This window comes from Proteiniclasticum ruminis DSM 24773, from assembly GCF_000701905.1.
GTDB lineage: Bacteria > Bacillota > Clostridia > Clostridiales > Clostridiaceae > Proteiniclasticum > Proteiniclasticum ruminis.
Genome location: NZ_JNKC01000001.1, coordinates 455,288 through 481,239, shown reverse-complemented (window position 1 = coordinate 481,239; position 25,952 = coordinate 455,288). Strand labels below are relative to the sequence as shown.

21 protein-coding genes, 1 other RNA gene and 1 riboswitch are annotated in these 25,952 nt (G+C 42.8%); of the genes, 20 read left to right on the top strand and 2 right to left on the bottom strand.

Annotation, left to right across the window (positions count from 1 at the left end):
• Positions 1–12: 12 nt before the first annotated feature.
• The 9 genes from gap (at position 13) to rnr (ending at position 11,869) form a co-directional block, all read left to right on the top strand.
• A complete protein-coding gene (gene gap / locus T487_RS0102305) occupies positions 13–1,032 on the top strand; it encodes a type I glyceraldehyde-3-phosphate dehydrogenase (RefSeq protein WP_031573528.1) in 1,020 nt (339 codons plus the stop codon).
• Positions 1,033–1,117: 85 nt separating this feature from the next.
• Entirely contained in the window at positions 1,118–2,311 is a 1,194-nt protein-coding gene (locus tag T487_RS0102300) for a phosphoglycerate kinase (protein ID WP_031573526.1), read from the top strand.
• A gap of 13 nt (positions 2,312–2,324) precedes the next feature.
• Entirely contained in the window at positions 2,325–3,071 is a 747-nt protein-coding gene (gene tpiA / locus T487_RS0102295; RefSeq protein ID WP_031573524.1) for a triose-phosphate isomerase, read from the top strand.
• An 87-nt stretch (positions 3,072–3,158) separates the two neighbouring features.
• Positions 3,159–4,691, top strand: a complete 1,533-nt coding sequence (gene gpmI, locus T487_RS0102290; RefSeq protein WP_031573522.1) for a 2,3-bisphosphoglycerate-independent phosphoglycerate mutase — start codon at positions 3,159–3,161, stop codon at positions 4,689–4,691.
• Between the two features lie 40 nt (positions 4,692–4,731).
• Positions 4,732–6,027 carry a phosphopyruvate hydratase gene (gene eno, locus T487_RS0102285; protein WP_031573520.1) on the top strand — a complete coding sequence of 432 codons (1,296 nt, stop codon included), beginning with the start codon at positions 4,732–4,734 and terminating at the stop codon, positions 6,025–6,027.
• Between the two features lie 186 nt (positions 6,028–6,213).
• Positions 6,214–6,444, top strand: coding sequence for a preprotein translocase subunit SecG (gene secG / locus T487_RS0102275; protein ID WP_031573518.1), 231 nt, complete (start codon positions 6,214–6,216; stop codon positions 6,442–6,444).
• Positions 6,445–6,493: 49 nt separating this feature from the next.
• Positions 6,494–7,471: an alpha/beta hydrolase gene (locus T487_RS0102270; protein WP_051651440.1), complete on the top strand. Its 978-nt coding sequence runs from the start codon at positions 6,494–6,496 to the stop codon at positions 7,469–7,471.
• A 50-nt stretch (positions 7,472–7,521) separates the two neighbouring features.
• Entirely contained in the window at positions 7,522–9,543 is a 2,022-nt protein-coding gene (locus tag T487_RS0102265; protein WP_031573514.1) for a sodium-translocating pyrophosphatase, read from the top strand.
• A gap of 208 nt (positions 9,544–9,751) precedes the next feature.
• Positions 9,752–11,869 carry a ribonuclease R gene (gene rnr, locus T487_RS0102260; protein WP_031573512.1) on the top strand — a complete coding sequence of 706 codons (2,118 nt, stop codon included), beginning with the start codon at positions 9,752–9,754 and terminating at the stop codon, positions 11,867–11,869.
• Positions 11,870–11,906: 37 nt separating this feature from the next.
• Here the strand turns inward: rnr and T487_RS0102255 are convergent, their stop codons facing one another.
• Together T487_RS0102255 and ssrA are read right to left on the bottom strand one after the other, a co-directional pair.
• Complete coding sequence (locus T487_RS0102255) at positions 11,907–12,551, bottom strand: GDSL-type esterase/lipase family protein (RefSeq protein ID WP_031573508.1); 645 nt, start codon at positions 12,549–12,551, stop codon at positions 11,907–11,909.
• 278 nt (positions 12,552–12,829) lie between these two features.
• Positions 12,830–13,180, bottom strand: a transfer-messenger RNA (tmRNA) gene (gene ssrA / locus T487_RS16150).
• A gap of 206 nt (positions 13,181–13,386) precedes the next feature.
• On the opposite strand from ssrA, the gene T487_RS0102250 reads away from it, so the two are divergent.
• The 11 genes from T487_RS0102250 to T487_RS0102195 all read left to right on the top strand — a co-directional run bounded on the left by T487_RS0102250 (position 13,387) and on the right by T487_RS0102195 (position 25,923).
• A complete protein-coding gene (locus T487_RS0102250) occupies positions 13,387–13,620 on the top strand; it encodes a hypothetical protein (RefSeq protein ID WP_031573505.1) in 234 nt (77 codons plus the stop codon).
• Positions 13,621–14,000: 380 nt separating this feature from the next.
• Positions 14,001–15,305, top strand: coding sequence for a DEAD/DEAH box helicase (locus T487_RS0102245; protein WP_031573502.1), 1,305 nt, complete (start codon positions 14,001–14,003; stop codon positions 15,303–15,305).
• A 190-nt stretch (positions 15,306–15,495) separates the two neighbouring features.
• Positions 15,496–15,564, top strand: a riboswitch (adenosylcobalamin-variant (AdoCbl-variant) riboswitch).
• A 248-nt stretch (positions 15,565–15,812) separates the two neighbouring features.
• Positions 15,813–18,092 carry an anaerobic ribonucleoside triphosphate reductase gene (locus T487_RS0102235; RefSeq protein WP_051651439.1) on the top strand — a complete coding sequence of 760 codons (2,280 nt, stop codon included), beginning with the start codon at positions 15,813–15,815 and terminating at the stop codon, positions 18,090–18,092.
• Positions 18,085–18,633 carry a 4Fe-4S single cluster domain-containing protein gene (locus T487_RS0102230; RefSeq protein ID WP_051651438.1) on the top strand — a complete coding sequence of 183 codons (549 nt, stop codon included), beginning with the start codon at positions 18,085–18,087 and terminating at the stop codon, positions 18,631–18,633. The genes T487_RS0102235 and T487_RS0102230 overlap by 8 nt, the downstream gene beginning before the upstream one ends.
• A gap of 179 nt (positions 18,634–18,812) precedes the next feature.
• A complete protein-coding gene (rsxC, locus tag T487_RS0102225) occupies positions 18,813–20,150 on the top strand; it encodes an electron transport complex subunit RsxC (protein WP_036909037.1) in 1,338 nt (445 codons plus the stop codon).
• Position 20,151: 1 nt separating this feature from the next.
• Positions 20,152–21,132, top strand: coding sequence for an RnfABCDGE type electron transport complex subunit D (locus T487_RS0102220; protein ID WP_031573490.1), 981 nt, complete (start codon positions 20,152–20,154; stop codon positions 21,130–21,132).
• A gap of 236 nt (positions 21,133–21,368) precedes the next feature.
• Complete coding sequence (locus T487_RS0102215) at positions 21,369–22,400, top strand: C4-dicarboxylate TRAP transporter substrate-binding protein (protein ID WP_031573488.1); 1,032 nt, start codon at positions 21,369–21,371, stop codon at positions 22,398–22,400.
• Positions 22,401–22,495: 95 nt separating this feature from the next.
• Positions 22,496–23,020: a TRAP transporter small permease gene (locus T487_RS0102210; RefSeq protein ID WP_031573485.1), complete on the top strand. Its 525-nt coding sequence runs from the start codon at positions 22,496–22,498 to the stop codon at positions 23,018–23,020.
• A complete protein-coding gene (locus T487_RS0102205) occupies positions 23,020–24,306 on the top strand; it encodes a TRAP transporter large permease (RefSeq protein ID WP_031573482.1) in 1,287 nt (428 codons plus the stop codon). The genes T487_RS0102210 and T487_RS0102205 overlap by 1 nt, the downstream gene beginning before the upstream one ends.
• Positions 24,307–24,318: 12 nt before the next feature.
• Positions 24,319–25,110, top strand: coding sequence for an HAD-IIA family hydrolase (locus tag T487_RS0102200; RefSeq protein ID WP_031573479.1), 792 nt, complete (start codon positions 24,319–24,321; stop codon positions 25,108–25,110).
• 102 nt (positions 25,111–25,212) lie between these two features.
• Complete coding sequence (locus T487_RS0102195) at positions 25,213–25,923, top strand: MgtC/SapB family protein (protein WP_031573477.1); 711 nt, start codon at positions 25,213–25,215, stop codon at positions 25,921–25,923.
• Positions 25,924–25,952 lie beyond the last annotated feature (29 nt).

Sequence of the window (25,952 nt, the reverse complement as noted above, 5' to 3'; positions counted from 1 at the left end):
GGAGAGTTAAAAATGGCAGAAGTTTTAGTAGGTGTTAATGGTTTTGGTAGAATTGGTAGACTTGCGTTCAGAGCAGCTCTAGAGAATCCAGAAGTAAGAGTGGTAGGAATCAATGATCCTTTCATCGATTTAGACTACATGGTATACATGATCAAGTATGATTCCGTACACGGACAGTTCACAGGAACTGTTGAAGTGGACGAAGCAAACCACAGCCTCATCGTCAATGGAGAAACTGTAAAGATTTTCTCTGAAATGGAAGCTGGAAACATCGACTGGAAGAGTGTAGGAGCTGAGTATATTCTTGAATGTACCGGAATCAACACCACCATCGACAAGGCATCCGCTCACATGAAGGGTGGCGCTAAGAAGGTTGTTATTTCCGCACCTTCAGCTGACGCTCCAATGTTCGTCATGGGCGTTAACAACAAGAGCTACACAAAGGATATGACAGTAATCTCCAATGCTTCTTGTACAACAAACTGCCTGGCTCCTCTAGCTAAGGTGATCAACGACAAGTTTGGTATTGTTGAAGGTCTTATGACTACTGTTCACTCCACAACAGCTACACAGAAGACTGTTGACGGACCTTCCAAGAAGGACTGGAGAGGTGGAAGAGCTGCGGCTGCTAACATCATTCCATCATCCACTGGTGCTGCTAAGGCAGTAGGAAAGGTTATCCCAGAACTGAACGGCAAGCTGACAGGTATGTCCTTCAGAGTTCCTACCATCAACGTTTCAGTAGTAGATCTTACCTGCAGACTGGAAAAGCCAGCAACATATGCAGAAATCAAGGCTGCTGTGAAGGAAGCTTCTGAGAATGAACTGAAGGGTATCCTTGGATACACCGAAGATGCTGTGGTTTCCACAGACTTCATCCATGACCCAAGAACCAGCATTTTCGATGCAGACGCAGGAATCTCCCTGAACGACAACTTTGTAAAGCTTGTATCCTGGTATGACAACGAATGGGGTTATTCCAACAAGCTGGTAGACCTGGTTGCTTATGCAGCAAAGGTAGACGCTGAGTAACATTTAAAACAGAAAGGTCTGGTCGAATAGTCTTGGCTATGGGGCCAGACCTTTTCAAGGTGTAATAAAATTCGAGGTGAAAAGAATGAGTTATAACAAAAAGACCATTGAAGACATAAAGGTATCCGGCAAGAAAGTACTGGTCCGATGCGACTTCAACGTACCGCTGAAAGACGGAACCATCACCGATGAAAATAGACTCTTAGGCGCACTACCAACCATCAAGTATCTCATGGACAATGGTGGAAGAGTCATTCTCTGTTCCCATCTTGGAAAACCAAAGGGACCAGATGCCAAGTTCACACTTGCTCCAGTTGCGAAGAGACTATCTGAACTTCTTGAGAAGGAAGTGGTTTTTGCAGCAGATGATGAAGTGGTAGGTGCGAATGCACGTAAAGCAGTTTCAGAAATGAAGGACGGAGACGTGGTTCTTCTGGAAAACACCAGATTCAGAGCAGAGGAAAGTAAGAATGGAGAAGCTTTCTCCAAAGATCTTGCCGAGCTTTGTGATGTGTATGTGAATGATGCTTTCGGTACTGCACATAGAGCACATTCTTCCACTGAAGGTGTAACACAGTTTGTAGACACGGCCGTTGCCGGATATCTCATCAACAAGGAGCTGAAGTTCCTGGGAGAAGCGGTAAACAAGCCAGTAAGACCATTCGTTGCCATTCTTGGTGGAGCGAAAGTTTCAGATAAGATCAATGTCATCAATGCGCTTCTGGATAAAGTGGATACCCTCATCATTGGCGGCGGTATGAGCTACACATTCCTGAAGGCTATGGGATATACCGTAGGCACTTCTCTTCTGGAAGAAGATAAAGTGGATTATGCAAAGGATATGATGGACAAAGCCAAGGAAAAAGGCGTTGAGCTTCTTCTTCCAGTGGATAATGTGGTTGCGGATAAGTTCAGTGCAGATGCAGAACCTGTAACAACAGAAGACCAGAATATTCCTGAAGGATATATGGGACTTGATATTGGACCTAAGTCTGCGAAGCTTTACGCAGATGCGGTAAAGGGCGCGAAAACCGTTATCTGGAACGGACCAATGGGCGTTTTCGAGTTTGAGAATTTCGCCAAGGGAACCATCGCAGTAGCGGAAGCTATGGCAGAAGCGGATGCGACCACAGTCATCGGTGGAGGAGACTCTGCTGCAGCTGTCAATATTCTTGGATTTGGTGACAAGATGAGCCATATCTCTACTGGAGGCGGCGCATCACTTGAGTTCCTGGAAGGCAAGGTTCTTCCTGGTATTGCAGCTCTGAACGATAAATAGAGGAGGCGACATAATGCGTAAGCCAATTATTGCTGGTAACTGGAAAATGCACTACACTGTGGAAGAAGCGGTGAAAGTTGCAAAAGAACTGAAAGAACTGGTTAAGGATGCAGAAGCAGATGTTGTCATCTGTGCTCCTTACATTCAGCTTCCTGCACTTGTGGAAGAACTGAAAGGCACTAATGTTAAAGTTGGTGCACAGAATATGCATTTCGAAGAGAAAGGAGCTTTCACCGGTGAAATCGCACCTGCGATGCTGACAGCTCTCGGAGTGGAATATGTCATCATCGGACACTCTGAAAGAAGACAGTACTTCAATGAAACAGACGAAACTGTGAACATGAAACTGAAAACAGCTTACAGACATGGTCTGAAGCCAATTCTCTGTGTGGGAGAATCTCTGGAAGAAAGAGAAAATGGAACCACTAAAGATGTGATTGAAAATCAGATCAACAAAGCTTTTTTTGAAGTGAGTCCTGAAGATGCGAAGGATACAGTGATTGCTTATGAGCCAATCTGGGCCATCGGTACTGGAAAGACTGCCACAAGTGAGCAGGCCAATGAGACCATTGGACAGATTAGAGAAATGGTGGGCACTCTTTACGGAGCTGGAATTGCAGCTGCGGTTCGTATTCAATATGGCGGTTCTGTAAAGCCAAGCACCATCAAAGAGCAGATGGGCATGTCTGATATCGATGGCGCACTAGTTGGTGGAGCCAGCCTGTTAGCAGACGATTTTTCAAAGATTGTAAAATTCTAAGTCTACGATTGTGAAGAAGCAAAGCTTCCAAGCGCAGGGAAGAATGAACTCTTCCCTGCGATCTAAAGACAAACTGGAGGAATATTCATGAAGAAACCTGTAATGCTGATGATCCTGGACGGATTCGGCTTAACAGACAATACCCTGGGAAATGCAGTGAAAGCTGCAAATCTTCCTAATTTTGACTACTACTGGGAAAACTATCCACATACTACCATAGAGGCTTCAGGTCTTGCGGTGGGTCTTCCTGAAGGACAGATGGGAAACTCAGAAGTAGGCCATATGAATATCGGTGCCGGAAGAATCATCTTCCAGGAACTGACAAAAATCACCCACGAAATCAAGACAGGAAATTTTTTCAACAATGAGAACCTGAATCTCGCTGTTGACAATGCGATAAAAAATGGTGGAGATCTTCACCTTCTAGGGCTCTTGTCCAATGGAGGAGTTCACTCCCACATTGATCACATCAAAGCACTGGTGAAGCTTGCAAAAGATAAAGGGTTAACCCGTGTTTATGTTCATGGATTCATGGACGGCAGAGACGTATCTCCAACCTCCGGTATCGAGTTTGTCAAAGAGCTGGAAGCGTATTTTACAGAGGTTGGTGTTGGTAAGATAGCGACCGTCAGCGGACGTTACTACGCTATGGACAGAGACAACAGATGGGAAAGAGTTGAAAAAGCCTATAATGCTCTTGTGTATGGCAAGGGAGAATACAAGGAATCCGCTGAAGCTTGCATGGCAGATACTTATGCAGGTGGCGTGACAGACGAATTCGTACTGCCTACTGTGATTGGAACAGAAGGAAACCCAACAGCCACCATCAAGAATGGTGATTCTGTCATTTTCTACAATTTCAGACCAGACCGTGGAAGAGAAATGACAAGAGCGCTGAATGATACAGTGTTCACAGGTTTTGAAAGAGAAAAACTGGACCTTACTTATGTGACACTGACCCAGTATGACAACACACTGGAAAATGTACATGTGGCATATCTGCCAACGAATTTCGACAACACTTTAGGGAAGTATGTGGCAGATAAAGGCATCAAGCAGCTCAGAATTGCTGAGACTGAAAAGTACGCTCATGTAACTTTCTTCTTCAATGGTGGCGTGGAAATTCCGAATGTAGGAGAAGAGCGTGTGCTTGTGGCTTCACCAAAGGTTGCCACATATGATCTGAAACCAGAAATGAGTGCAGAAGGCATCACTGAGAAAGTTTGCGAGGCAATGGATAATGAAGATTACGGTCTTGTGATTCTAAACTATGCGAATCCAGACATGGTAGGTCATACCGGTGTCATGGAAGCGGTGGTGAATGCTCTGGAAAATATCGACACATTCATGAAAAGAGTCATCGACAAGGTTCTTGAGAAGAATGGAACGGTGTTTGTCACAGCAGACCATGGTAATGCAGAGCAGCTCATCGATTATGTTACTGGAGGGCCAATGACTGCCCATACAACAAATCCAGTACCTCTTATTTATGTGACCAACAATCCAGAGAAGAAACTCATGGAAGGTGGCAAGCTTGCTGATTTAGCGCCTACCATGCTGGAAGAGATGGGTCTTGAGATTCCTGCAGAAATGACAGGGCAATCTCTACTTACCAAGTAACCAACAAAAAATATATTCGATTCCAAGGAGGAATTCATTCATGAAAAACTACGTAGAAATTATTGATGTTGTCGCAAGACAGATTCTGGACTCCAGAGCATTCCCAACAGTTGAAGTGGAAGTATATCTGGAAGATGGTACTGTAGGACGCGCAGCTGTTCCATCAGGAGCTTCCACTGGTATGTTCGAGGCTGTTGAGCTGAGAGATGGAGACAAGGCTGTGTTTGGTGGAAAGGGTGTTCTGAAGGCAGTAGAAAATGTTAATGACACAATCGCTGCTGAAATCATTGGACTCAACGTATTTGATCAGGTAATGATCGACAAGCTGATGATTGAGCTGGACGGAACAAAGAACAAGGGAAACCTTGGAGCAAATGCAATCTTAGGAGTATCCCTTGCAGTAGCTAAGGCAGCAGCAGGATCCCTTGGTCTTCCACTATACCAGTATATCGGTGGTGTGAACGCTAAGACACTTCCAGCGCCAATGATGAACATCATCAACGGTGGATCCCATGCAGACAACAACGTGGATCTTCAGGAATTCATGATTATGCCTTTAGGAGCTGAAAGCTTCTCCCAGGCTATTCAGATGTGCTCACAGACATACCATGTTCTGAAGGGTATTCTGAAGAACAAGGGACTTGCTACAGGTGTTGGTGATGAAGGTGGATTCGCTCCAAACCTGAACTCCAATGAAGAAGCCATTCAGGTTATCATTGAAGCCATTGAAAAAGCAGGATTCACACCAGGCAAGGATATGTTCATTGCTCTGGACCCAGCTTCTTCCGAATTCTTCGAAGATGGTATGTACAACCTGAAGGGTGAAGGCAGAAAGCTTACACCAGCTGAAATGGTAGACTACTATGCTGAACTGGTTGAAAAGTACCCAATCATCTCCATCGAAGATGGAATGGCTGAAGAAGACTGGGAAGGCTGGAAGCTGATCACAGAAAAGCTTGGCGGCAAGATTCAGCTTGTTGGTGACGATCTGTTCGTTACTAATGTAGAAAGACTGAAGATGGGTATCGAAAGAGGCGTTGCAAACTCCATTCTGATCAAGCTGAACCAGATTGGTTCCCTGACAGAAACACTGGATGCAATTGAAATGGCAAACAGAGCTGGATACACTGCAGTCATCTCCCATAGATCCGGAGAAACTGAAGATGCTACCATCGCTGACCTGGCTGTTGCTCTGAATGCAGGCCAGATCAAGACAGGTGCTCCTGCCAGAAGTGAAAGAGTTGCGAAGTACAACCAGCTTCTTAGAATCGAAGAAGAACTGGATGAAGTAGCTCAGTACAGAGGTCTGAACGGATTCTTCAACCTGAAGAAGTAGTATTGTAATCTAAATAGTCTGAGGTGCTTTCTTTTGAAAGCACCTCTGTTATTTTCTGGAAAATCTATGAGGTAGAAGACTTTTATGGTATTATAGGAGAGAGAAATCACATGGAATGTTATCCTCTTATTGTGGCTGAAGAAGAAGTATGCTAGAATAAGATGTTAGCGAATCAGGAGGGATTGTATGGAAACTGTTTTGATTATTGTGGAATTTATTCTGGCCATTATTATGATTGCGCTGGTCTTAATGCAGCAGAGCAAGTCTGACGGACTGAAGGGTCTTACAGGTGGAAGCTCACAGGACTCATTCTTCAGCAAAAACCGTGGAAGAACCGGGGAAGCTTTCCTGAAGAAGCTTACTGTGATTACTGCGATCTTGTTTGCAATTAATACCATAGCAATGAATATGATTTAGTGATGAATGCTGCCTTCGGGCAGCATTTTTGCGTTGGGGGAGGCAAGGTATGAACATAACGAAATCAATTTTATCCGCTTTTGCGTTGAGTCTTCTGATTTTAACTGCTTGTGGAAAGGAAGAGAAAGAGGATGCGAAAAGTTTGTTTCCAGAGGAACCATTTGCACTACAGGTTCAGGAAGGGACATTGCATGGCGTAGTGATGTATCCAACAGACAGGATTATAGAAGCTGTAGTGATACTTGTCCCAGGATCAGGACCTACTGATCGCAATGGGAACAACCCGCAGACTCAAGGAAATAATCATCTAAAGCTTCTTGCAGAAGCTCTTGCAGAAAACGGATATGCGACGCTGCGGTATGACAAACGAGGCATTGGAGAAAGCCGGGATCTTGTGAAGAAAGAAAGCGACCTAACTTTCGATCTTGCTATTGAGGATGTTGTGAGGATTTCAAAAGGACTGAAGTCCCTTGGATTTTCCAGACTCATTCTATTGGGACATAGTGAAGGTGCGTTAATCGCAGAAGCGGCTATGACAAAGGAGCCTCTTTATGATGCGCTGATTCTTGTATCTGGGTCCGCGCTACCTGCAGATGAGCTCATATTAAATCAGCTGAAATCTTCCGATCAGAATCTAGCGGACCTTGCAGAACCTATAGTTGCTTCTCTAAAAAATGGAGTAGAGGTTCCTAAGGTTCCTGTCTCTTTGTTTTCACTATTCAGACCATCGGTACAGCCTTATCTCATTTCCTGGTTTGCATATGATCCTGAAAGTCTCATGAAGAAAATTGATAAGCCAGTACTGATTCTGCATGGAAATCGAGATTTGCAGGTGCCAGTGACAGATGCTTCTGTTCTATTTCATGCTTCATCTCAAGGAACGTTGAAGATAATCGAGGGAATGAACCATATTCTGAAAGAGTCACCAGAAGACCGCGAAGGGAATCTTGCCACCTACAGTATGGAAAATTTGCCTCTTCATGAGGATTTTCTAAATAAACTTATTGAATTTTTAGAAAATTTATAATACCATTGGGACATGAGAAGTCATAGATCATAATAATATGGGGGTATGTTATGGAAACGGTTTTTCTTGTGACAGGGGTTGTTGGGGTATTTTCGATTTTCTGGGCTTTTTTGCTGACGATGCACATCAGAAAACAGGACAGCGGATCTGAACGAATGAAAGAGATTTCTGAGTACATTCATAGGGGAGCTTTGGCTTTTCTAAAGAGTGAATACAAATATCTCAGTTTATTCATCACTGCTGTTTTTTTTATTCTGATTTTTGCAGTGGATCTCCGTTCTGCTTTCGCTTTCGTTGTGGGTGCGGTCTTTTCAATCTTAGCCGGGTTTTTTGGTATGGTGGTTGCAACGAAAGCCAATGTGCGAACGGCAGAAGCAGCACGCCATAGCCAGAATAAAGCTCTTCGTATCGCGTTTTCTGGTGGAGCAGTCATGGGACTGTGCGTTGTGGGATTAGGGGTTATTGGTATCGGGTTTTTATTGATAATTTTTTCGGAGGATGCTGTTCCTCTTACAGGATTTGCCTTGGGTGCGTCTTCTATTGCATTATTTGCCAGAGTGGGCGGAGGAATCTTTACCAAAGCTGCCGATGTTGGTGCGGATCTTGTGGGAAAGGTAGAAGCACATATTCCAGAGGATGACCCCCGGAATCCTGCTGTCATAGCAGATAATGTCGGAGACAATGTGGGGGATGTAGCTGGTATGGGAGCTGATCTTTTTGAATCCTATGTGGGCTCCATCATTTCCTCAGTAACCCTTGGCTACTTAGTGCTTGAACAGTATGGAGCTGTTTTTCCACTGGTCCTCTCATCCATAGGCATCCTAGCTTCAATTATTGGTATCGTCATAGCGACAAAGGCGAGCGGAGAGAATCCGCAAAAAGCACTAAATACTGGAACCTATACGGCCGGCCTTATTGTTATGGTGGGCACCTTTATTTTAAGTAAAGTAGTGCTGGATTCCTATAATGCATTTTTTGCAGTAACGGCTGGTCTCCTCATCGGAATCTTAATCGGTAGAATCACGGAAGTCTACACCTCGGCAGACTTCAGGAGCGTGAAAACTATAGCGCTGGATTCAGTAACAGGATCTGCGACCAATATCATTTCAGGACTTGGTGTTGGGATGTTCTCTACCATGGTACCTACAATTCTAATTGTGTTCGGCATTCTGATATCTTACTTCGTTATGGGTGGCCATGAGGATCCAACCATGGGGCTTTATGGAATATCTCTAGCGGCAGTGGGCATGCTGTCTACAACAGGGATTACCGTTGCAGTGGATGCTTATGGCCCCATAGCGGACAATGCTGGGGGAATTGCACAGATGGCGGACCTTCCACCTGAAGTGCGTGAAATCACCGATAAACTGGATTCAGTAGGCAACACTACTGCAGCCATGGGAAAAGGATTTGCCATTGGCTCAGCAGCACTAACCGCACTTTCTCTTTTTGCTTCCTACGCAGAAAGTGTAGAGTTATCCAGCATCAATCTTCTGAATCCATTGACTCTAATAGGACTCCTTATCGGTGGAATGCTTCCGTTTCTTTTTGCTGCACTTACTATGAACTCTGTTGGAAAAGCAGCCAATGAAATGGTCATGGAAGTAAGAAGGCAGTTCAAAGAAATCGATGGCATCATGGACGGCTCAGGAAAGCCGGATTATGACAGATGTGTAGCTATTTCCACAAAAGCTGCGCTTCGGGAGATGATTCTTCCTGGTGTGCTGGCTGTGGTCATCCCTGTGGGGGTGGGGCTTTTTCTTGGAGCCGAGACCCTTGGAGGACTTATTGCTGGAGCTGTTGTCACTGGAGTTCTTCTTGCTATTATGATGTCCAACGCCGGTGGTGCTTGGGACAATGCAAAGAAGTATATTGAGTCTGGAGAACATGGTGGAAAGGGAAGTGAAGCCCATACGGCAGGGATCGTTGGTGACACAGTGGGAGACCCCTTCAAGGACACATCCGGTCCTTCCATGAATATACTCATCAAGCTGATGTCTATCGTAGCACTTGTGTTTGCCCCCGTCATTGTGGAGTATGGTGGGATATTGCTGAAGCTGATTGTTTCATAGAAGCTGAGATCCATGCCGGGTATATCCCGGCTTTTTTCGGGATGATCGCTGTTTTTTTGATCATTTGTGGAATAAATATGTAAATACTTCGTAAAATAATGAAGTGTTATAAAGGATTCCAAAAAAATATCGAACATCGTTCACACTTTTTCTGTATACTAAAGATAAATAGATTAAAACAAAGGAATCAATAGATTGGAGGGCATATATGTTAGTGGAAAAAATTCTGGCCATGGTCAGTGACCATCAGTACCGTCCTATGACGATAGATGAGATGGCACAAGTATTAGGTGTAGAGAAACAGGACAAAAAACTGCTTAGAAATACCGTGGAGGGACTTCTGAAAGAAGGCGCTCTTCTGAAGATCAAAAAAGAGAAGATTGTTCTGCCTGAACGCTATGGAGTTTATGTGGGCAGAATTGATGTAAATAAGAGAGGCTTCGGATTTGTCTTCCGCGGAGAAGGGAAAGGGGACATTTTCGTTCCTGAGAATGCGCTGAAAACGGCAATGAACGGAGATAAGGTTCAGGTGAAGCTGATTCGTGAGAATGCTGGAACAAAGCGTGCAGAAGGTGAGATTCTAGAAGTTCTGGAAAGAAAAAACAGCAAGATCATTGGTGTCTATGAACAGACGAAAGCCTTCGGATTTGTCAGCCCAGAGGATCAGAAACTGCAGCATGATGTTTTCATCTCAAAAAGCAACCGTAATTTTGCGGAGACTGGGGATGTGGTTGTGGTTGAAATCACCAAGTGGCCTGAGAAAGGCAGAAATCCTGAAGGAATTATCGTTGAGATCTTAGGAAAAAAGGGAGACAAAGGAGTAGACATCCTGACGGTGGTGAAGAAATTCAACCTTCCTGAAGCATTTCCACCAAAAGTGCTCACCTATACAGATTCACTTTCAGAAGTTGCGGACGAAAAAGAATTTTCCAAAAGACGGGATCTGCGTGGTGAAAAGATCATGACCATCGATGGAGCAGATGCGAAAGACTTGGATGATGCGATATCTGTGGTAAAGCTTGAAAATGGAATGTACAAGCTTAGTGTTCATATAGCGGATGTATCACACTATGTCCAGGAAAACACACCGCTGGATAAAGAAGCATTCAAAAGAGCAACTTCTGTTTATCTGCTGGATCTTGTGATACCCATGCTTCCTGAGAAGTTATCCAATGGTCTCTGCTCGCTGAACCCCTTTGAAGCAAAACTGGCACTCAGCTGTGATATGATCATTGATGCTCAGGGGAAAGTGGTAGAACATGAAATTTATGAGTCTGTCATAGAATCAAAGCTCCGGGCAACTTACGAAGATGTCACAAAAGTACTGCAGGGTGAGATGAATGAATCCCTTGCTAAGTATCAGGAGTTCGTTCCTATGATTGAAGACATGAGAGATTTGCAGAAAATCCTTGAAAAGAAAAGGGAAAAGCGTGGTGCCATAGAGTTTGATTTTCCTGAAAGCAAAATCACACTGGATAAGCTAGGAAAACCAGTGGATGTTTCTCTTTATCCTCGTGAAATATCCAATAAAGTCATTGAAGAGTTTATGCTTGTATGCAATGAGACGGTCTCAGAGCATATGTTCTGGACTCACATGCCTTTCATTTACAGAGTGCATGAAGAGCCGGATGAGGAAAAACTCAAAGCCTTTACAGAGTTTTCCTATAACCTTGGGTATCCAGTGAAGCTGTATGCAGGCATTCAGCCGAAGTCTTTACAGGAAGTGCTGAAGAAGGTTGAAGGGAAGAAGGAAGAACCAGTACTAGCAAAGCTTCTTCTTAGAAGTATGATGCAGGCAAGGTATGCGCCAGAGAATATTGGACATTTTGGTTTAGCGGCCACTTATTATTCTCATTTCACATCGCCCATCAGAAGGTATCCAGATCTGATGATTCATCGGATTATCAAAGAGTTCCTGCATGGAAAGATCGATGAAAAACGTGTCAGAAGTTTGATTCCACTTGTTTCTGAGGCATCAAAACAAGCATCTGAGATGGAAAGAGTTGCGGTGGATGCAGAACGAGAACTGGATGCGCTGAAGAAAGCAGAATTTATGCAGCAGCATATTGGAGAGGTGTTTGAGGGTATCATTTCTTCTGTTACCAACTTTGGGCTCTTTGTGGAGCTTCCAAGCACCATTGAAGGATTGGTCCATATAACCAGCCTCTATGATGATTATTATGTGTATGACGAAAGATATATGACTCTGATAGGAGAAAGGGCTGGCAAAAAATATGCCCTTGGTGAAAAAATTCGAGTGCTCGTTGCCAATGTGAATCTTGATTCCCGTGAAATATTCTTTGAGATTGATGAAGAAGAAAAATAGGATAAAAAAAGGACCCGCATCATTACGGGTCCTCTTTTTAGTTGTCTGTGGTAATGACAGTATCATAATTGATGATATAGTCTGCTGGGTTTTTATGAACCAGGATGTAGTTGTATTTATATAAAAACTTATCTGCAAGTTTTTTATGGGCCATTTCTGTGAAATGAACCCCATCCAGATAATACAGTTCAGGTTCCAGGTCCACATCTGAGAGAATAAACGCTTTATTAAAGTCAATGGTATCGATTCTCTCATCAATACAATAGTCTTCGATGAGCCTTCTGTATCTTTTCAGTGTAGTAGAAGCACTTTCGAAGGACTCCCTGGAGTCAGGATGATGCTTCACTGCTGTTTCCACATGAATAAATGGGGGAAGAATAATAATCGGTACAATGCCCGAGTTGATGCATTCTTTTATGATCTGCAGCATATTATTGTAGATGGTATTGGCTGTTCTTCCGGCCAACGCATCATTCGTTCCTGCAAGGATGAACATGGTGTCCGGAGTATGGGAAATAACATCCTCATGTAATCGGAGGAGTATATCAGAAGTAGTATCGCCTTCATTACCTTTATTTATCAGTGACTGAGTGGATTCTTGCTGAACAAGGTCGAGCCAACTTTTCCCGTTAGCAACACCAAATCCTGTGACCAAGCTGTCTCCGATGATATAGAGTGTCATGTTATCACCACCTGTTTGGGTATTTTACTGATACTGATATTTTACACCATAACATGCAAAAGTTAAATATTTATTAACATTTTATTTTGTTAATTCTTGGTGTTTTTGGATTTCATTGACAGAGAAGGGATAGATGTTTCCGGCGAAATGTTTTTATTAAGAAAGTATTTATAGATACCTTGGAACAGAGTTCTCTGTGGAGTTTCTGATTAATAGCAAAAAAAGAAAGCCTACCTTGCCGGTAGGCTTTTCTGATTGCTTCCTATTATGGATAGCACTGGTGGAGATGAGGGGTGTCGAACCCCTGTCCGAAAGTCGAAGAACAGGACTTTCTACGAGTGTAGCTTTGTAATTAAAATTTCCTCCGGCTTAGTTTACAAGCAGACTTGGCCGTTGGTAGCTTCATTTATTCCGTTCCTGAGGCAAAGCTTACTCAGGCTCGTTTTTCCGCTAATCGGCGCTCTATCCCAGGCAGCGGACATCCCAGGTAGAACGTAGCAGACTAAGCTGCTAGTGCAAAATTATCTTCTGCGTTTATCTTTTCGCCATAGTTTTTTAAAGCAGGCCCACAGCTTCCTTCTACTCGCTTATCAAGCTCTCCATACCCCCGTCGAAGCCAATACATCCCCATGAAGGTATATACTACATTATACGGTGCATTTCTTAAAAATCAATAAAAATATGGAGAATCAGAGAAGATGGGTTCTTTCCACTGTTTTATGTACTGTGTTTCACCAGTTTTATTGAATATATCAGAATAGATATCAAAAATATTTAAATTCAAAATAAAAGGTTTGTGTTATATTATTAGATATATGAATAAAGGAGTGCTTTTATGAGAGAGAAAAAGATGCTGGTTATGAACATTGTTTTTTGTGTTGTTGTCTTCGGGTTGATCTTGTGGCCTCAAGCATCCTATCGGCAGGAAGCTCTGGAGAGTGGTCTGAGCTATCTTGAGTATTACACAATGCATGGCGCGAAAGACAGCTACGCAGCATATATTTCTTTAGGCGCACTGTTCATTAATGGTAGTTATTTTTTTGAGAAGATGAGAACCAAAGATAAATAGAGTGCAGTAAGGAGTTTAGGGTTCTGTCAGAAACCGTGAGATGGTTTCTCGGATGCTCTTGATAAAAATTCTAATGTTCTGAAATGGATTCTAAGAAAGTCTTTTGAGAAACAACCTGAAACAAGGTGGAAACAAGGTTTACTAAAAATTATCAAGCAAATAATGAAAAAGTGTGATATACTTTTATAAGCAACTTTTCAGGTAGAGACCATTTGTATACTTCTTAGCAGTATTATGTTTTGGTCATCAGAAATGAATCGGATTCAATGTACAGGAACGCATTGTGTGTTCCTGTTTTTTCATGATTTTTCTGATTTTGCCAGAATTTATAGGATGCAATAATTATTACAGCACGATATGATGCTGCAAAAGGAGTACTTATGTTATTTACCGATTTAAATTTATCCATACCAATTCAGAAAGCGCTGAAAGAGGCAGAATACAGTTATGCCACACCAATCCAGGAACAGTCTATACCAATACTTTTAGAGGGTAAAGATCTTCTTGGCTGCGCTCAGACAGGTACTGGAAAGACGGCCGCCTTTGCGCTGCCTATTCTGGAAGCTTTGTCCCAAACACAGACCTTCTCAGGAAAAAGAAAAATACGTTCACTGATTCTTGCACCTACGCGTGAGCTGGCTATACAGATCGGTGACAGTTTTAAAACCTACAGCAAATATCTGAAATTGAAGACCACGGTTATTTTTGGTGGTGTATCCCAGAATCCACAGACTGAAGTGCTGGGGAGAGGGATTGATATACTTGTTGCAACGCCAGGAAGACTTTTGGATCTGATCCAGCAGAGGTTCATTTCTTTGAAAGATGTGGAGCATTTTGTACTGGATGAAGCGGATATGATGCTGGATATGGGGATGCTTCACGACGTCCGTAAAATCATCACCTATCTACCTTCCAGCAGGCAGTCACTTTTCTTTTCGGCTACCATGCCAAAAGAAATAGAAGTGCTGGCAAACTCGATTTTATCAAAACCTTCAAAGGTCACCATTACTCCAGTGGCGTCAACGGTAGACACTATAGAACAGAGTGTTTATAAAGTGAATAAGGTGAATAAGATCCATCTGCTGACCAATCTTCTTGAAACTTTAGAGATGGACCGTGTTCTTGTTTTTTCTCGAACGAAGCATGGAGCGGATAAAATTGTGAAAGCTCTTGTCAAGATGGACTATAAAGCACAGGCCATCCATGGAAACAAGTCTCAGACAGCAAGGCAGCTGGCGTTAAAGAATTTTAAAGACAGAGAGACGAAAATTCTTGTGGCGACGGATATCGCTGCCCGAGGAATAGATGTAGAAGAACTTTCCCATGTGATACTCTTTGATCTTCCTGAAGTTCCTGAGACCTATGTCCATAGAATCGGAAGAACTGGAAGAGCAGGACTTGGAGGCATAGCCCTTTCTTTTTGTGATAGTGCAGAGATTAATCTGTTGAGGGATATTGAAAAATTGATCAGCAAGAGGATTCCTGAAGTGAAAGACCATAAGTATCCCCTTGAGATGCTTAATTCTGTGGATGAAACATTTAAGCCTGTGGACCGAAAAGATCAACAGCAGAAACAGAAGCAAAAATCAGGTGCCAACCAGTCTTCACAGAGTTTTTCAAAAAAGAATCAGATAAACAAGACTGGATATAAAAAAAGCCCATCAAAAAATAAAAAAGCAGTATAGTTGAAAACTGCAGCCGACGAAAAGAACAAATAGATATTGGAGCGACCTGCTTTCATAGAGGTTCGCTCCTTTTTTTCTTCTCATGGGAAGTGAAATCGACACAAATATTGAACTTGGAAAGAGCAGTCAGAAAAGTTTCAAGGATTGTGCTTTTAACCCGGATATGGTAGTGTATAAACTAAATATGTGTCTGATGAAAGTGAAGTCTGGTGAGATTCCAGCACTGTCGCGCAACGGTTATAGTCCGATCCTTCATCAGAGGTAAGCACAGCTCGCGTCAAGCAAAATCAGATTTTTTCGGAATTTGAACTTGGCGTTGCCAAGTTTTTTTATTTTGAGGAAGGTGAGGTGATGGAGAAGAAATACTGAGGGGGAGCTATTGTAGAGATGTGAAAACATTTGTTATTCGAATTTTTTCAGAGCAGACCAGATGAAATCAGAAAATACATACGAAGGAATCATGTTATGATACAAAGTGTGTTAAAAATTTAGAAATGGGGAAACAAGATGGTTAATCATAGTACAGCTTTATGGACACCAAGAGAAATCAGAAAAAGAGATGGAAGCACAGTTCCGTTCGATTACTTTAAAATAAGAGAAGCCATAGAAAAGGCAAACCGCGAAGTGCCTGAAGAAGTGCTTACTGCGGATAAGCTGGATCATCTGACAGAACGAGTGGTATCTTCTTTGGATGCCGGAATAATACCTGAAGTGGAAAAAGTTCAGGATCTGGTTGAGCTTATACTGATGCGGGAAGGAGTCTACAGGACTGCAAAGGCATACACTCTTTATAGAAGTGAGAGAGCAAGTTTACGTGAGAGTCGAGACTATCTCATGGAAAGATTCAAAAAACTATCCTATACGGATGCGGCTTCTGATGATGGCAAACGGGAAAATGCCAATGTGGATGGAAATACCGCCATGGGGATGATGCTGAAGTATGGTTCGGAGTCTTCGAAATACTTTATTGACCACTATGTACTGCCCAAAGAAATGGCAAAAGCCCATGAAGAGGGCGATATTCATATTCATGACAAGGATTTCTATCTTCTCACTGAAACCTGCTGTCAGATTGATTTGGATAAACTGTTCAAGGGGGGCTTCTCCACAGGGCATGGAGTTTTAAGGGAACCTCAAAGTATTGAAAGTTATGCTGCTCTTGCTTGCATAGCGCTTCAGGCCAATCAGAATGAAATGCACGGCGGACAGTCTATACCGAATTTTGATAATGCCATGGCAAAAGGGGTAGAAAAATCTTTCCAAAAGATCATGAAAGACCTTAGAGAAGAAAAAGAACTTTTTCTTGGAAGTCTTGAGGATAAAAGTGCTCTTCCAGAGTTTGAAAGCTATGATGAGTTTCACATCTATCTGACTGGAGTGGAGCAATCTGGTGACACATCTTCTTTTGAATGGAAGTTCCTTGATCTTGCCCGAAGAAAGATGGAGCGTTCCACCTACCAAGCTATGCAGTCGCTGATTCACAACCTCAATACCATGAACTCAAGAGCGGGAGCGCAGGTGCCCTTCAGTTCCATCAATTATGGCACTGGAATCACACCGGCAGCAAGACTTGTGACCCGAATGATCCTTCAGGCCACTGAAGATGGGCTTGGAAATGGAGAGACACCAATCTTTCCTGTTCAGATTTTCAAGGTAAAAGAAGGAATCAGCAGTGAAGCCTTGGATCCTAATTATGATCTTTTCCAAAGAGCCATTGAAGTGTCTTCCAAGAGACTCTTCCCCAACTTCAGTTTCCTGGATGCTCCTTTTAATCTGAAGTATTACAAAGAAGGGGACGACAATACCGAAGTATCTTATATGGGGTGCAGAACGAGAGTCATGGGGAATGTTTTTGACCCGGAAAGGGAAGTGACAAAAGGCAGAGGGAATCTGAGTTTTACTTCCATCAACCTTCCCAGAATCGGTATCTTGGCTGGAGGATCACTGGAGAAATTCTATGCACTTCTGGAAGATCGAATGGAACTTTGTTTCAGACAGCTTCGACACCGTTTTGAAATACAGAAAAGAAAAAGAGTGGAGAATTATCCGTTTCTCATGGGAGAAGGTGTCTGGATTGACTCCGAGACTCTTGGAGCGGAAGAAGAAATCGACCGGATTCTTAGACATGGAACTCTTTCAGTTGGGTTTATCGGTCTTGCAGAGACATTGGTTGCTTTACGTGGAGCCCATCATGGAGAAGAGGAGGCATCACAGGACCTTGGACTGGAGATCATCCGTTTCATGAGAAAAAAGTGTGATGAGAGAGCTTCAAAAGAAAAGCTGAACTACACTCTTCTGGCAACACCGGCGGAAGGTCTTTCAGGAAGATTTGTAGGCATTGACCGAAGAAAATTTGGCAGCCTGACTGGAATCACGGACCATGAGTTTTATACAAATTCTTTCCATATTCCAGTGTATTTCCCCATTGGATCCTTAAAGAAGATTTCGTTGGAAGCGCCTTATCATGAGCTTACCAATGCAGGACATATCACCTATGTGGAACTGGATGGGAATGCCAGGTTCAATCCTTCAGCCATGGAAATGATCATCAGACATATGAAGAACCAAGGAGTAGGTTATGGTTCCATCAACCATCCATTGGATCGGGACCCGGTATGCGGGTACCAGGGGGTGATTGGTGACAGCTGTCCTAAATGCCACAGAGAAGAAACACCTGAGGTTCCCTTCGATAGAATCAGAAGAATCACGGGGTATCTCGTTGGTACTTTAGACCGTTTCAACGATGCCAAGCGGTCGGAAGTGAAGGAAAGAGTGAAACATGTCTGATGGACTTTCAAAAAAACACCGAATGGATTCTGCTCCAGATGAGGTGAAAATCAGAATATCCGGCATCATTGAGGAATCTATTGTAGATGGTCCAGGACTTCGCTTTGTAGTTTTTACCCAAGGCTGTGTGCACAACTGCAATGGCTGCCATAATCCTGAAACACACAGTTTAGAAGGTGGATACCTTATGGGGGTTTCTGAGATTGTGAAAGCATACAAGAAAAGCGGTGCTTCCGGCATCACCATATCTGGAGGAGAACCTTTTCTCCAGGGAGAAGTATTGGCTTTTCTTGGAGAGGAGATTCATAAGCTTGGGGGAAATGTAATCACGTATACGGGATACAAACATGAAGAGCTTAAAAAACTCCAGATGGAAAATCTTTCCGTGATGAAGCTTCTTCATGAAACAGATCTTCTTATTGACGGTCCTTTTATACTGGACGCGAGAACATTAGACAAACCCTTTGTTGGCAGCGCCAATCAGAAAATTATCTCACTCAGCAAGAATGGAGACTCCTTGCTGCATCTCATTCATATATGAAATTCATGGATTAGAAAAAGCCTTTCTGCAAAAATCTCTGCAGAAGGGCTTTCTCTTTGCAGAGATTTTTTGAATTATCTGTGAAGTTCCTCATCTCTACTGAGAAATATAATATACTAAGAATAGATGGGTTTTGATGAACATCATGACTCCAGGGAACTTTTGAAAGGAATGATTTCATGAAGTTATTTTTTATGGGAAAGCATGGAGGCAGTCATCCAAATGAGAGGAAAGATTTAACTAAAGGGTTATCCATAGAACAAGCGACGATTCCAAAGGATCTGATCTATCCGCTGTCCATGCATATTGGCGCTCCTGCAGAGCCTGTGGTGTCGGTTGGTGATAAAGTGCATATCGGCACCCTTCTGGCGGAAGCTCCGGGGATGATTTCAGCCAATGTGCATGCCTCCGTATCCGGAACAGTCATGGCCATCGAGAAAAGACCGACTTTAAATGGTCTGTCAGAATGTATCGTAGTGGAGAATGATGGACTTGATACCCTGAATCCAGACATTAAGACAGAAGAAGAGCAGGTGTCAGAGTTTGAAATTCTGTTGGAAAGAATTCGGGAAGCCGGTATTGTTGGTATGGGAGGAGCTGCATTTCCAACTGCAGTGAAGCTGAATCCACCCAAAGGCAGTGTCATTGACACACTGATCATCAACGGTGCTGAATGTGAGCCGTATTCTACTTCAGACCACCGGGTGATGCTCGAGTATACGGAAGAAATCTTGAAAGGAATTGAGACTGTATCGAAACTTTTTCCGAAACTTCAGCATGTGTATATGGCCATAGAGGATAACAAAAAAGATGCAATATCCGCAGTTGAAAATGCAGGTGCTTATCTTTCCAATCTTCGTGTAGTACCTATGAAGACTATGTATCCCAGAGGATCCGAAAAGAATCTGATTAAACTTCTTACAGGTAGAGAGGTAAGACCTGGGGGGCTTCCCGCTGAAGTCCGATGCGTTGTGATGAATGTTTCATCTGTAAGAGCATCGTATCGGGCGGCAGCTTTCAAAGAGCCTCTCTATGAAAGAGTGGTTTCTGTCTCGGGCACTCCCGTGAAACATCCTAAAAATCTTCTGGTAAGAATCGGAACCCCAGTGGAGAGCCTTTTAAAGGATTGTGGAGGCTTTATAGAGTCCCCTGAGAAGCTGTTAAGTGGAGGACCTATGATGGGAAGAGCGCTTTCAGATATTCAAATCCCTGTGGTAAAAGCCATGACTGCCATAACGGCGCTCAATGCTAAAGAGGCCAGAATCGGAGAAGAAAGTGACTGCATCCGATGTGCGGAATGTATTCATGTCTGCCCAGTGAACCTTCAGCCTGTACTCATCAGTGAAGCATATAGACGAGGAGACTTGGAAAAGGCAAGGGCCTTAGGAGCCATGGACTGTATAGAATGTGGCAACTGCTCTTATATCTGTCCATCCAAAATTCCGCTGCTGCAGAATATCAGAGATGCAAAGACTGCCATCAGAACAATGGATGAGAAGAAAAAGGAGGGGGCTTAAGATGGAACTTCTGAGTAAACTGAAAAATGGAGCTTCACCTCACATCAGAACGCCTAGAACTACAGCTCAGATTATGACAGAGGTCCTCATCGCCTTGATTTTTCCTGCAGCTGGGGCCGTATATTTTTTCGGACCTGAAGTGATCCTGATGATTGCCTTGGGGATGGGTACTTCAGTGCTCAGTGAATATCTATATCAGAAATGGACCTACAAGAAAATCACGATTCAAGACAGAAGTGCACTTGTGACAGGTGCTCTACTTGGTCTAAGCCTTCCGGTCAGTGCTCCATGGTGGAGTGTTGTTGTCGGATCTGTCTTTGCTATAGTTGTGGTGAAGCAGCTTGGTGGAGGGATTGGAAGAAATGTGTTTAATCCGGCCGTCGCAGCAAGAGTGATGCTGAAAGCATTCTTCTCCCCATGGATTACCAATTGGGTCCTTCCCGGGCCCGATGCTGTTTCCTCTGCTACTCCCCTGGAGTACATCGGTGGGGGTGTAACCTCCGTTCCTGAAATGGTTCCAGGTCTCAGAGATCTGTTTTTTGGATTTAATCTTGGAGGAAATGTGGGCGAAACCAGTAAAGCATTGATTCTCTTAGGGATGCTTTATCTGATTTTCAGAAGAATCATCAATCCGAAAATACCCGTGCTCTACATTCTAACCACAACACTCCTCATGGGGATTTTTTCTTACTTTGATTTTGAGTTTATGATGACTCATGCTCTTTCAGGTACTTTGTTCTTCGGCGCTACCTTTATGGCGACGGACTATAGCTCAGGGGCTCTGACTCCGGAAGGGAAGACAGTATTTGCCATAGGAGCTGGGGTGCTGACAGCACTTTTCAGATTCTTTTTCAACTATCCGGGAGGTGTTGGATTTGCCATTCTCCTCATGAATGGCCTTGCACCGTACATTGATCAAAAATTTATGCCTAGAATATATGGTCATAAGGAAAGACCAAAAGTGAAATGGAATAGATCATAAGAACAGAAGTCCATGGAGTCCCAGTAAATGAGATTCCATGGACTTTATAATTTACAGAAATAATCTTTAATTTTACCACTATGAGTTTATAAAATAAAGCATCAATTTAAAGCTTTACATGGATTTAACATTGTGCTATTATGAATTAACAATGAACAGGAAATCGTTATCAGTACTGAGGTACTTATTACTTCAGTGCTTTTATATGGTTTCAAACAAATATTAGGGGGTACTATATGAAGAAAATTGCAACACTCATTGCAACCGTTCTGATGGCTACAACAATTGTTGCTTGTGGCGCAAAGAATGAGGGTGAATCAGGCACAGGAACTGAAGCACCAAAGAAAAAAGAAATCACCGTCAGCACGAAGTTTGTAGACGATGAGCAGACCGCCATCTCTCTGAAAAAAGTAGTAGAGGCAGTAAATGAGAGAAGCAACGGTTCTCTTGAACTGAAGCTTTTCACCGGTGGAATTCTTCCAATCGGTAAAGATGGTATGGAGCAGGTTGTTTCCGGTGCAGACTGGATCCTGGTGGATGGTGTAAACTTCCTTGGGGACTATGTGCCAGACTACAATGCTGTGACAGGACCATTCCTGTACACAACATTTGATGAGTATTTTGCTATGACAAAAACACCACTGGTTCAGGATCTGAACAAGAAACTGGAAGAAGAGCACGGCACAAAGGTGCTTTCACTGGATTGGGTATTTGGTTTCAGAAGCATGATGACCAAGAAACCAATCAAGAGCCCAGAAGACATGAAAGGTCTTAACATCCGCGTTCCCACAAGCCAGCTGTATACATACACCATCGAAGCTATGGGAGGAAACCCTGTTTCCATGCCATATCCAGATACCTATGCTGCAATTCAGCAGGGTGTTATCGACGGTGTTGAAGGATCCATCATGACTTACTATGGAACCCAGCAGTATGAAAATGTGAAAGAATACTCTCTGACCAACCACCTTCTTGGTGTTTCTGCAGTGGTTCTTTCTACAAAGCTTTGGGATGAACTGACCGAAGAACAGAGAACTATTATTTCTGAAGAGTTTGAAAAGGGCATGCAGGACAACCTGGATGAGACAATCAAGGCAGAATCCGAGTTTGCAGAACTTCTGAAAGCTGAAGGCGTTAACTTCCACGAAGTGGATGCTGCAGCATTCCTGAAGGCTGCAGAGCCAGTATACACAAAGTTCCCACAGTGGACTCCTGGCATCTATGAAAGAATCATAGAGGAACTGGACAAGATTAAAGCTGGACAGTAATAGCTGAATAGTAGTTTTCATAGCATTCCTCTGTGACCAGGGGAATGCTATTGAAAATTTCAGGTGTGTAAATTTAAATTTAATAGGAGGACACGATGAAAGGACATTTTCGTAATTTTTTTGTTCATTTTGAACTGATTATTGGTTCAGTTTTCTTAAGCATCACTTCGGTTCTTGTACTTATTAATGTTTTTACTCGATATTTTTTAAGATTTACCTTCAACTGGACGGAAGAAGTAGCGGTTGGAGCATTTGTCTGGGTTATTTTTCTTGGGCTTGCGTCTGCATATAAGACCAAAGGTCTTATTGGAATTGAAGTTCTGACAAATCTGGTTCCTGACAAATATCAGCCTATTGTTCTGATGATCACTTCAAGTGTAGTGACAGTATTATCAGGAACTATGTTTTACCTCAGTTTCCTGTATTTTATGAATTCTACAAAGATTACTGCAGCGTTGGAGTTATCTTACAAATTCATATATATAGCGATTGTGATTTCATTCGGATTAATCACCATCTACTCGATTTACTTCCTGGTACAGAGTATCAGAAAAGTATTCCTGAAGAGGGATGTGAAGCTGGAAATTGGTGATCCAGAAGATCAGGGGGTAGAAGAATAGTGGAAGCGTTATTACCGGTTATAGTTCTCTTTGTATTGTTTTTCTTGAATGTTCCTGTTGCATTTTCTCTGATAGGATCTTCACTTTTTTATTTTGTTTTCATTAATAACTCCATGCCAACAGAAATGGTGATTCAGCAGTATGTAACTGCAGTTGAATCCTTCCCATATCTGGCAGTGCCTTTCTTTGTCATGATGGGTTCTGTCATGAACTATTCAGGAATATCTGGGGCGATGATGGATTTCGCCAATGTTCTTGTAGGTCATACAAAAGGTGGGCTTGCTCAAGTAAATGTTCTGCTTAGTGCATTCATGGGTGGAATCTCAGGTTCTGCCAATGCAGATGCGGCAATGCAGTCGAAAATCCTTGTTCCTGAAATGGTAAAGAAAGGTTTTTCTCTTCCATTCTCAGGAGCGATTACCGCTGCATCATCAGCCATCAGCCCAGTTATTCCACCTGGAACCAATCTGATTCTGTATGCGCTGATTGCGAATGTTACCGTAGGAGATATGTTCCTTGCAGCGTACATGCCAGGAATTCTTATGACTCTTGCGCTGATGTTTACAGTTCATATCATCGCAGCAAAGCGTAATTATACGCCTCAAAGACAAAAAATGGCTAGTATTGGAGAAATACTCAGACAGTTCATCAAATCGATTTGGGCTCTTATCATTCCATTCGTCATCATCATGGGAATGAGAATGGGTATGTTCACACCTACTGAGGCAGGAGCCGTTGCTGTATTCTTCTCTGTCATCGTTGGGTTCTTTGTGTACAAAGAACTTAAGCTGGAACATATTCCTGTTATTCTTATGGATACAGTAAAGGGTACCGGCGGTGTAATGGCAATAATCGCAAGTGCTAAAGTATTTGGATATTATCTGACATTAGAAAGAATCCCTCAGATGATTACAGAGTTCCTCATGAATATGACGGACAGCCCAATTATACTTCTACTGGTTATTAATGCACTTCTTCTGTTTATCGGAATGTTCCTGGAAGGTGGAGCTGCACTTGTAATACTTGCACCACTTCTAGTGCCAGCGGTTGTATCCTTTGGTATTGATCCAATTCATTTTGGTATGATTTTTATTGTTAATATCATGATTGGAGGTTTGACGCCGCCTTTTGGTTCCATGATGTTTACGGTATGTACCATTGTAGGGCTTAAGCTGGAAGACTTCCTAAAAGAAGTATGGCCATTTATTATTGCACTTATTGCGGTACTGCTCCTTATTACTTACTCTGAAGGAGTTGCACTGTTCACCTATAACCTATTCAATTAAAGGAGAAATGTTTTGCATAGATTAAAAGATAAAGAGACTTTTCTTCTTGACATGGACGGTACGATTTTCCTGGGAAATGAACTGATAGACGGTGCTCTGGATTTTCTAAAGACCATCAAGGAGAAAGGAAAGAGGTATATTTTCCTCACGAACAACTCATCGAAGAATAAGCTTTCTTATGTGGAAAAATTAGGTAAGCTGGGGATTCATGCAGACAAAGAAGATATCTTCACATCAGGTGAAGCCACCACAAGATACCTCAAGAGAAAGAAAGAAGGTGCCAGAATCTATTTGCTGGGAACACCTGCTCTGGAAGAGGAATTTGAGATGGAAGGCTTTCAGCTGGTGAAAGAAAGACATCAGGAAGTGGATTACGTAGTTCTTGGATTCGATACAACCCTAACCTATGAAAAGCTTTGGGGAGCTTGTGAGTATATTGCAGCAGGAGTGGAGTATATCGCCACTCACCCTGACTTTAACTGTCCTTTGCCAAACGATGCTTTTATGCCAGATGCAGGAGCCATGGCAGCTCTTATTGAAGCATCCACAGGAAAGAAGCCGAAGGTCATCGGAAAGCCGAATAAAGAGGTAGTGGAAAGCATTGCAGATAAATATGGTCTTGATAAATCTGGAATGGTTATGGTGGGAGACCGCCTCTATACAGATGTGCAGACCGGAATCAATGCAGGCATTACGGCTGTGGTTGTGTTCTCTGGAGAGACCAAAAACGAAGACTATGAAGCCAGTCCAATCCGAGCTGATTTTTCTTTCCCATCAGTGAAACATATGATACAAGATCTTTAATACACTGAGGAGGTCTCCTTATGAAGATAAGGAGACCTTCTATATAAAAAAGAATGTAAAGGTTTAGATGATGCTGAACCTGAGATAAAAGAGTAGTAGGAGATGATTGAGATAGATTATAGAGAAGTGCTTATCAGGCTTGGTATTGCAGTTTTCGCGGGTGGTCTCATCGGATATGAGAGAGAGTATAAAAATCGCCCAGCAGGCTTCAGAACCCATATACTGGTGTGTATCGGTGCCTGCGTCATTGCGCTGATTCAGGTCACCATGAATGAGGAAATCATTCAGCGTGTTTTAAGTGACAGCAGACTCAAGGACATCCTTAGAGCGGATTATGGAAGACTGTCTGCTCAGGTGATCAGCGGAATCGGTTTTCTTGGAGCCGGGACAATCATTCATACCAAAGGATCCATTAAAGGGCTGACTACAGCAGCAACACTCTGGCTGGTGGCTTGTCTGGGTCTAGCCATCGGGTACGGATATTACATCATCAGCATGGCAGCCCTTGTAATTTGTGTGATTGTTCTGATCTCCCTGAAGAAAATTCAGGACAAGCTGTTTCATAGCGGTAAAAACATCAAGCTTGAAGTGGAGTTCACCAAAAAATCAAAGACCATTGAGTTTATTGATACCTATTTCGATACGAAGAACATACATGTCATCGATATGGATTTTATTCGTGGCTCAGGAGAAGGAGTGAAAGGGTGCATTTACACACTGAATTTACCAAAGTCTCTTGATATACTTAAAGTAATGCGTGATTTGTCCTATAATGACAGTATATTGGAAATACGGAAAATCACGGAAGACTAGTCTCTCTGGTGTATAAATGGTAATCAAAG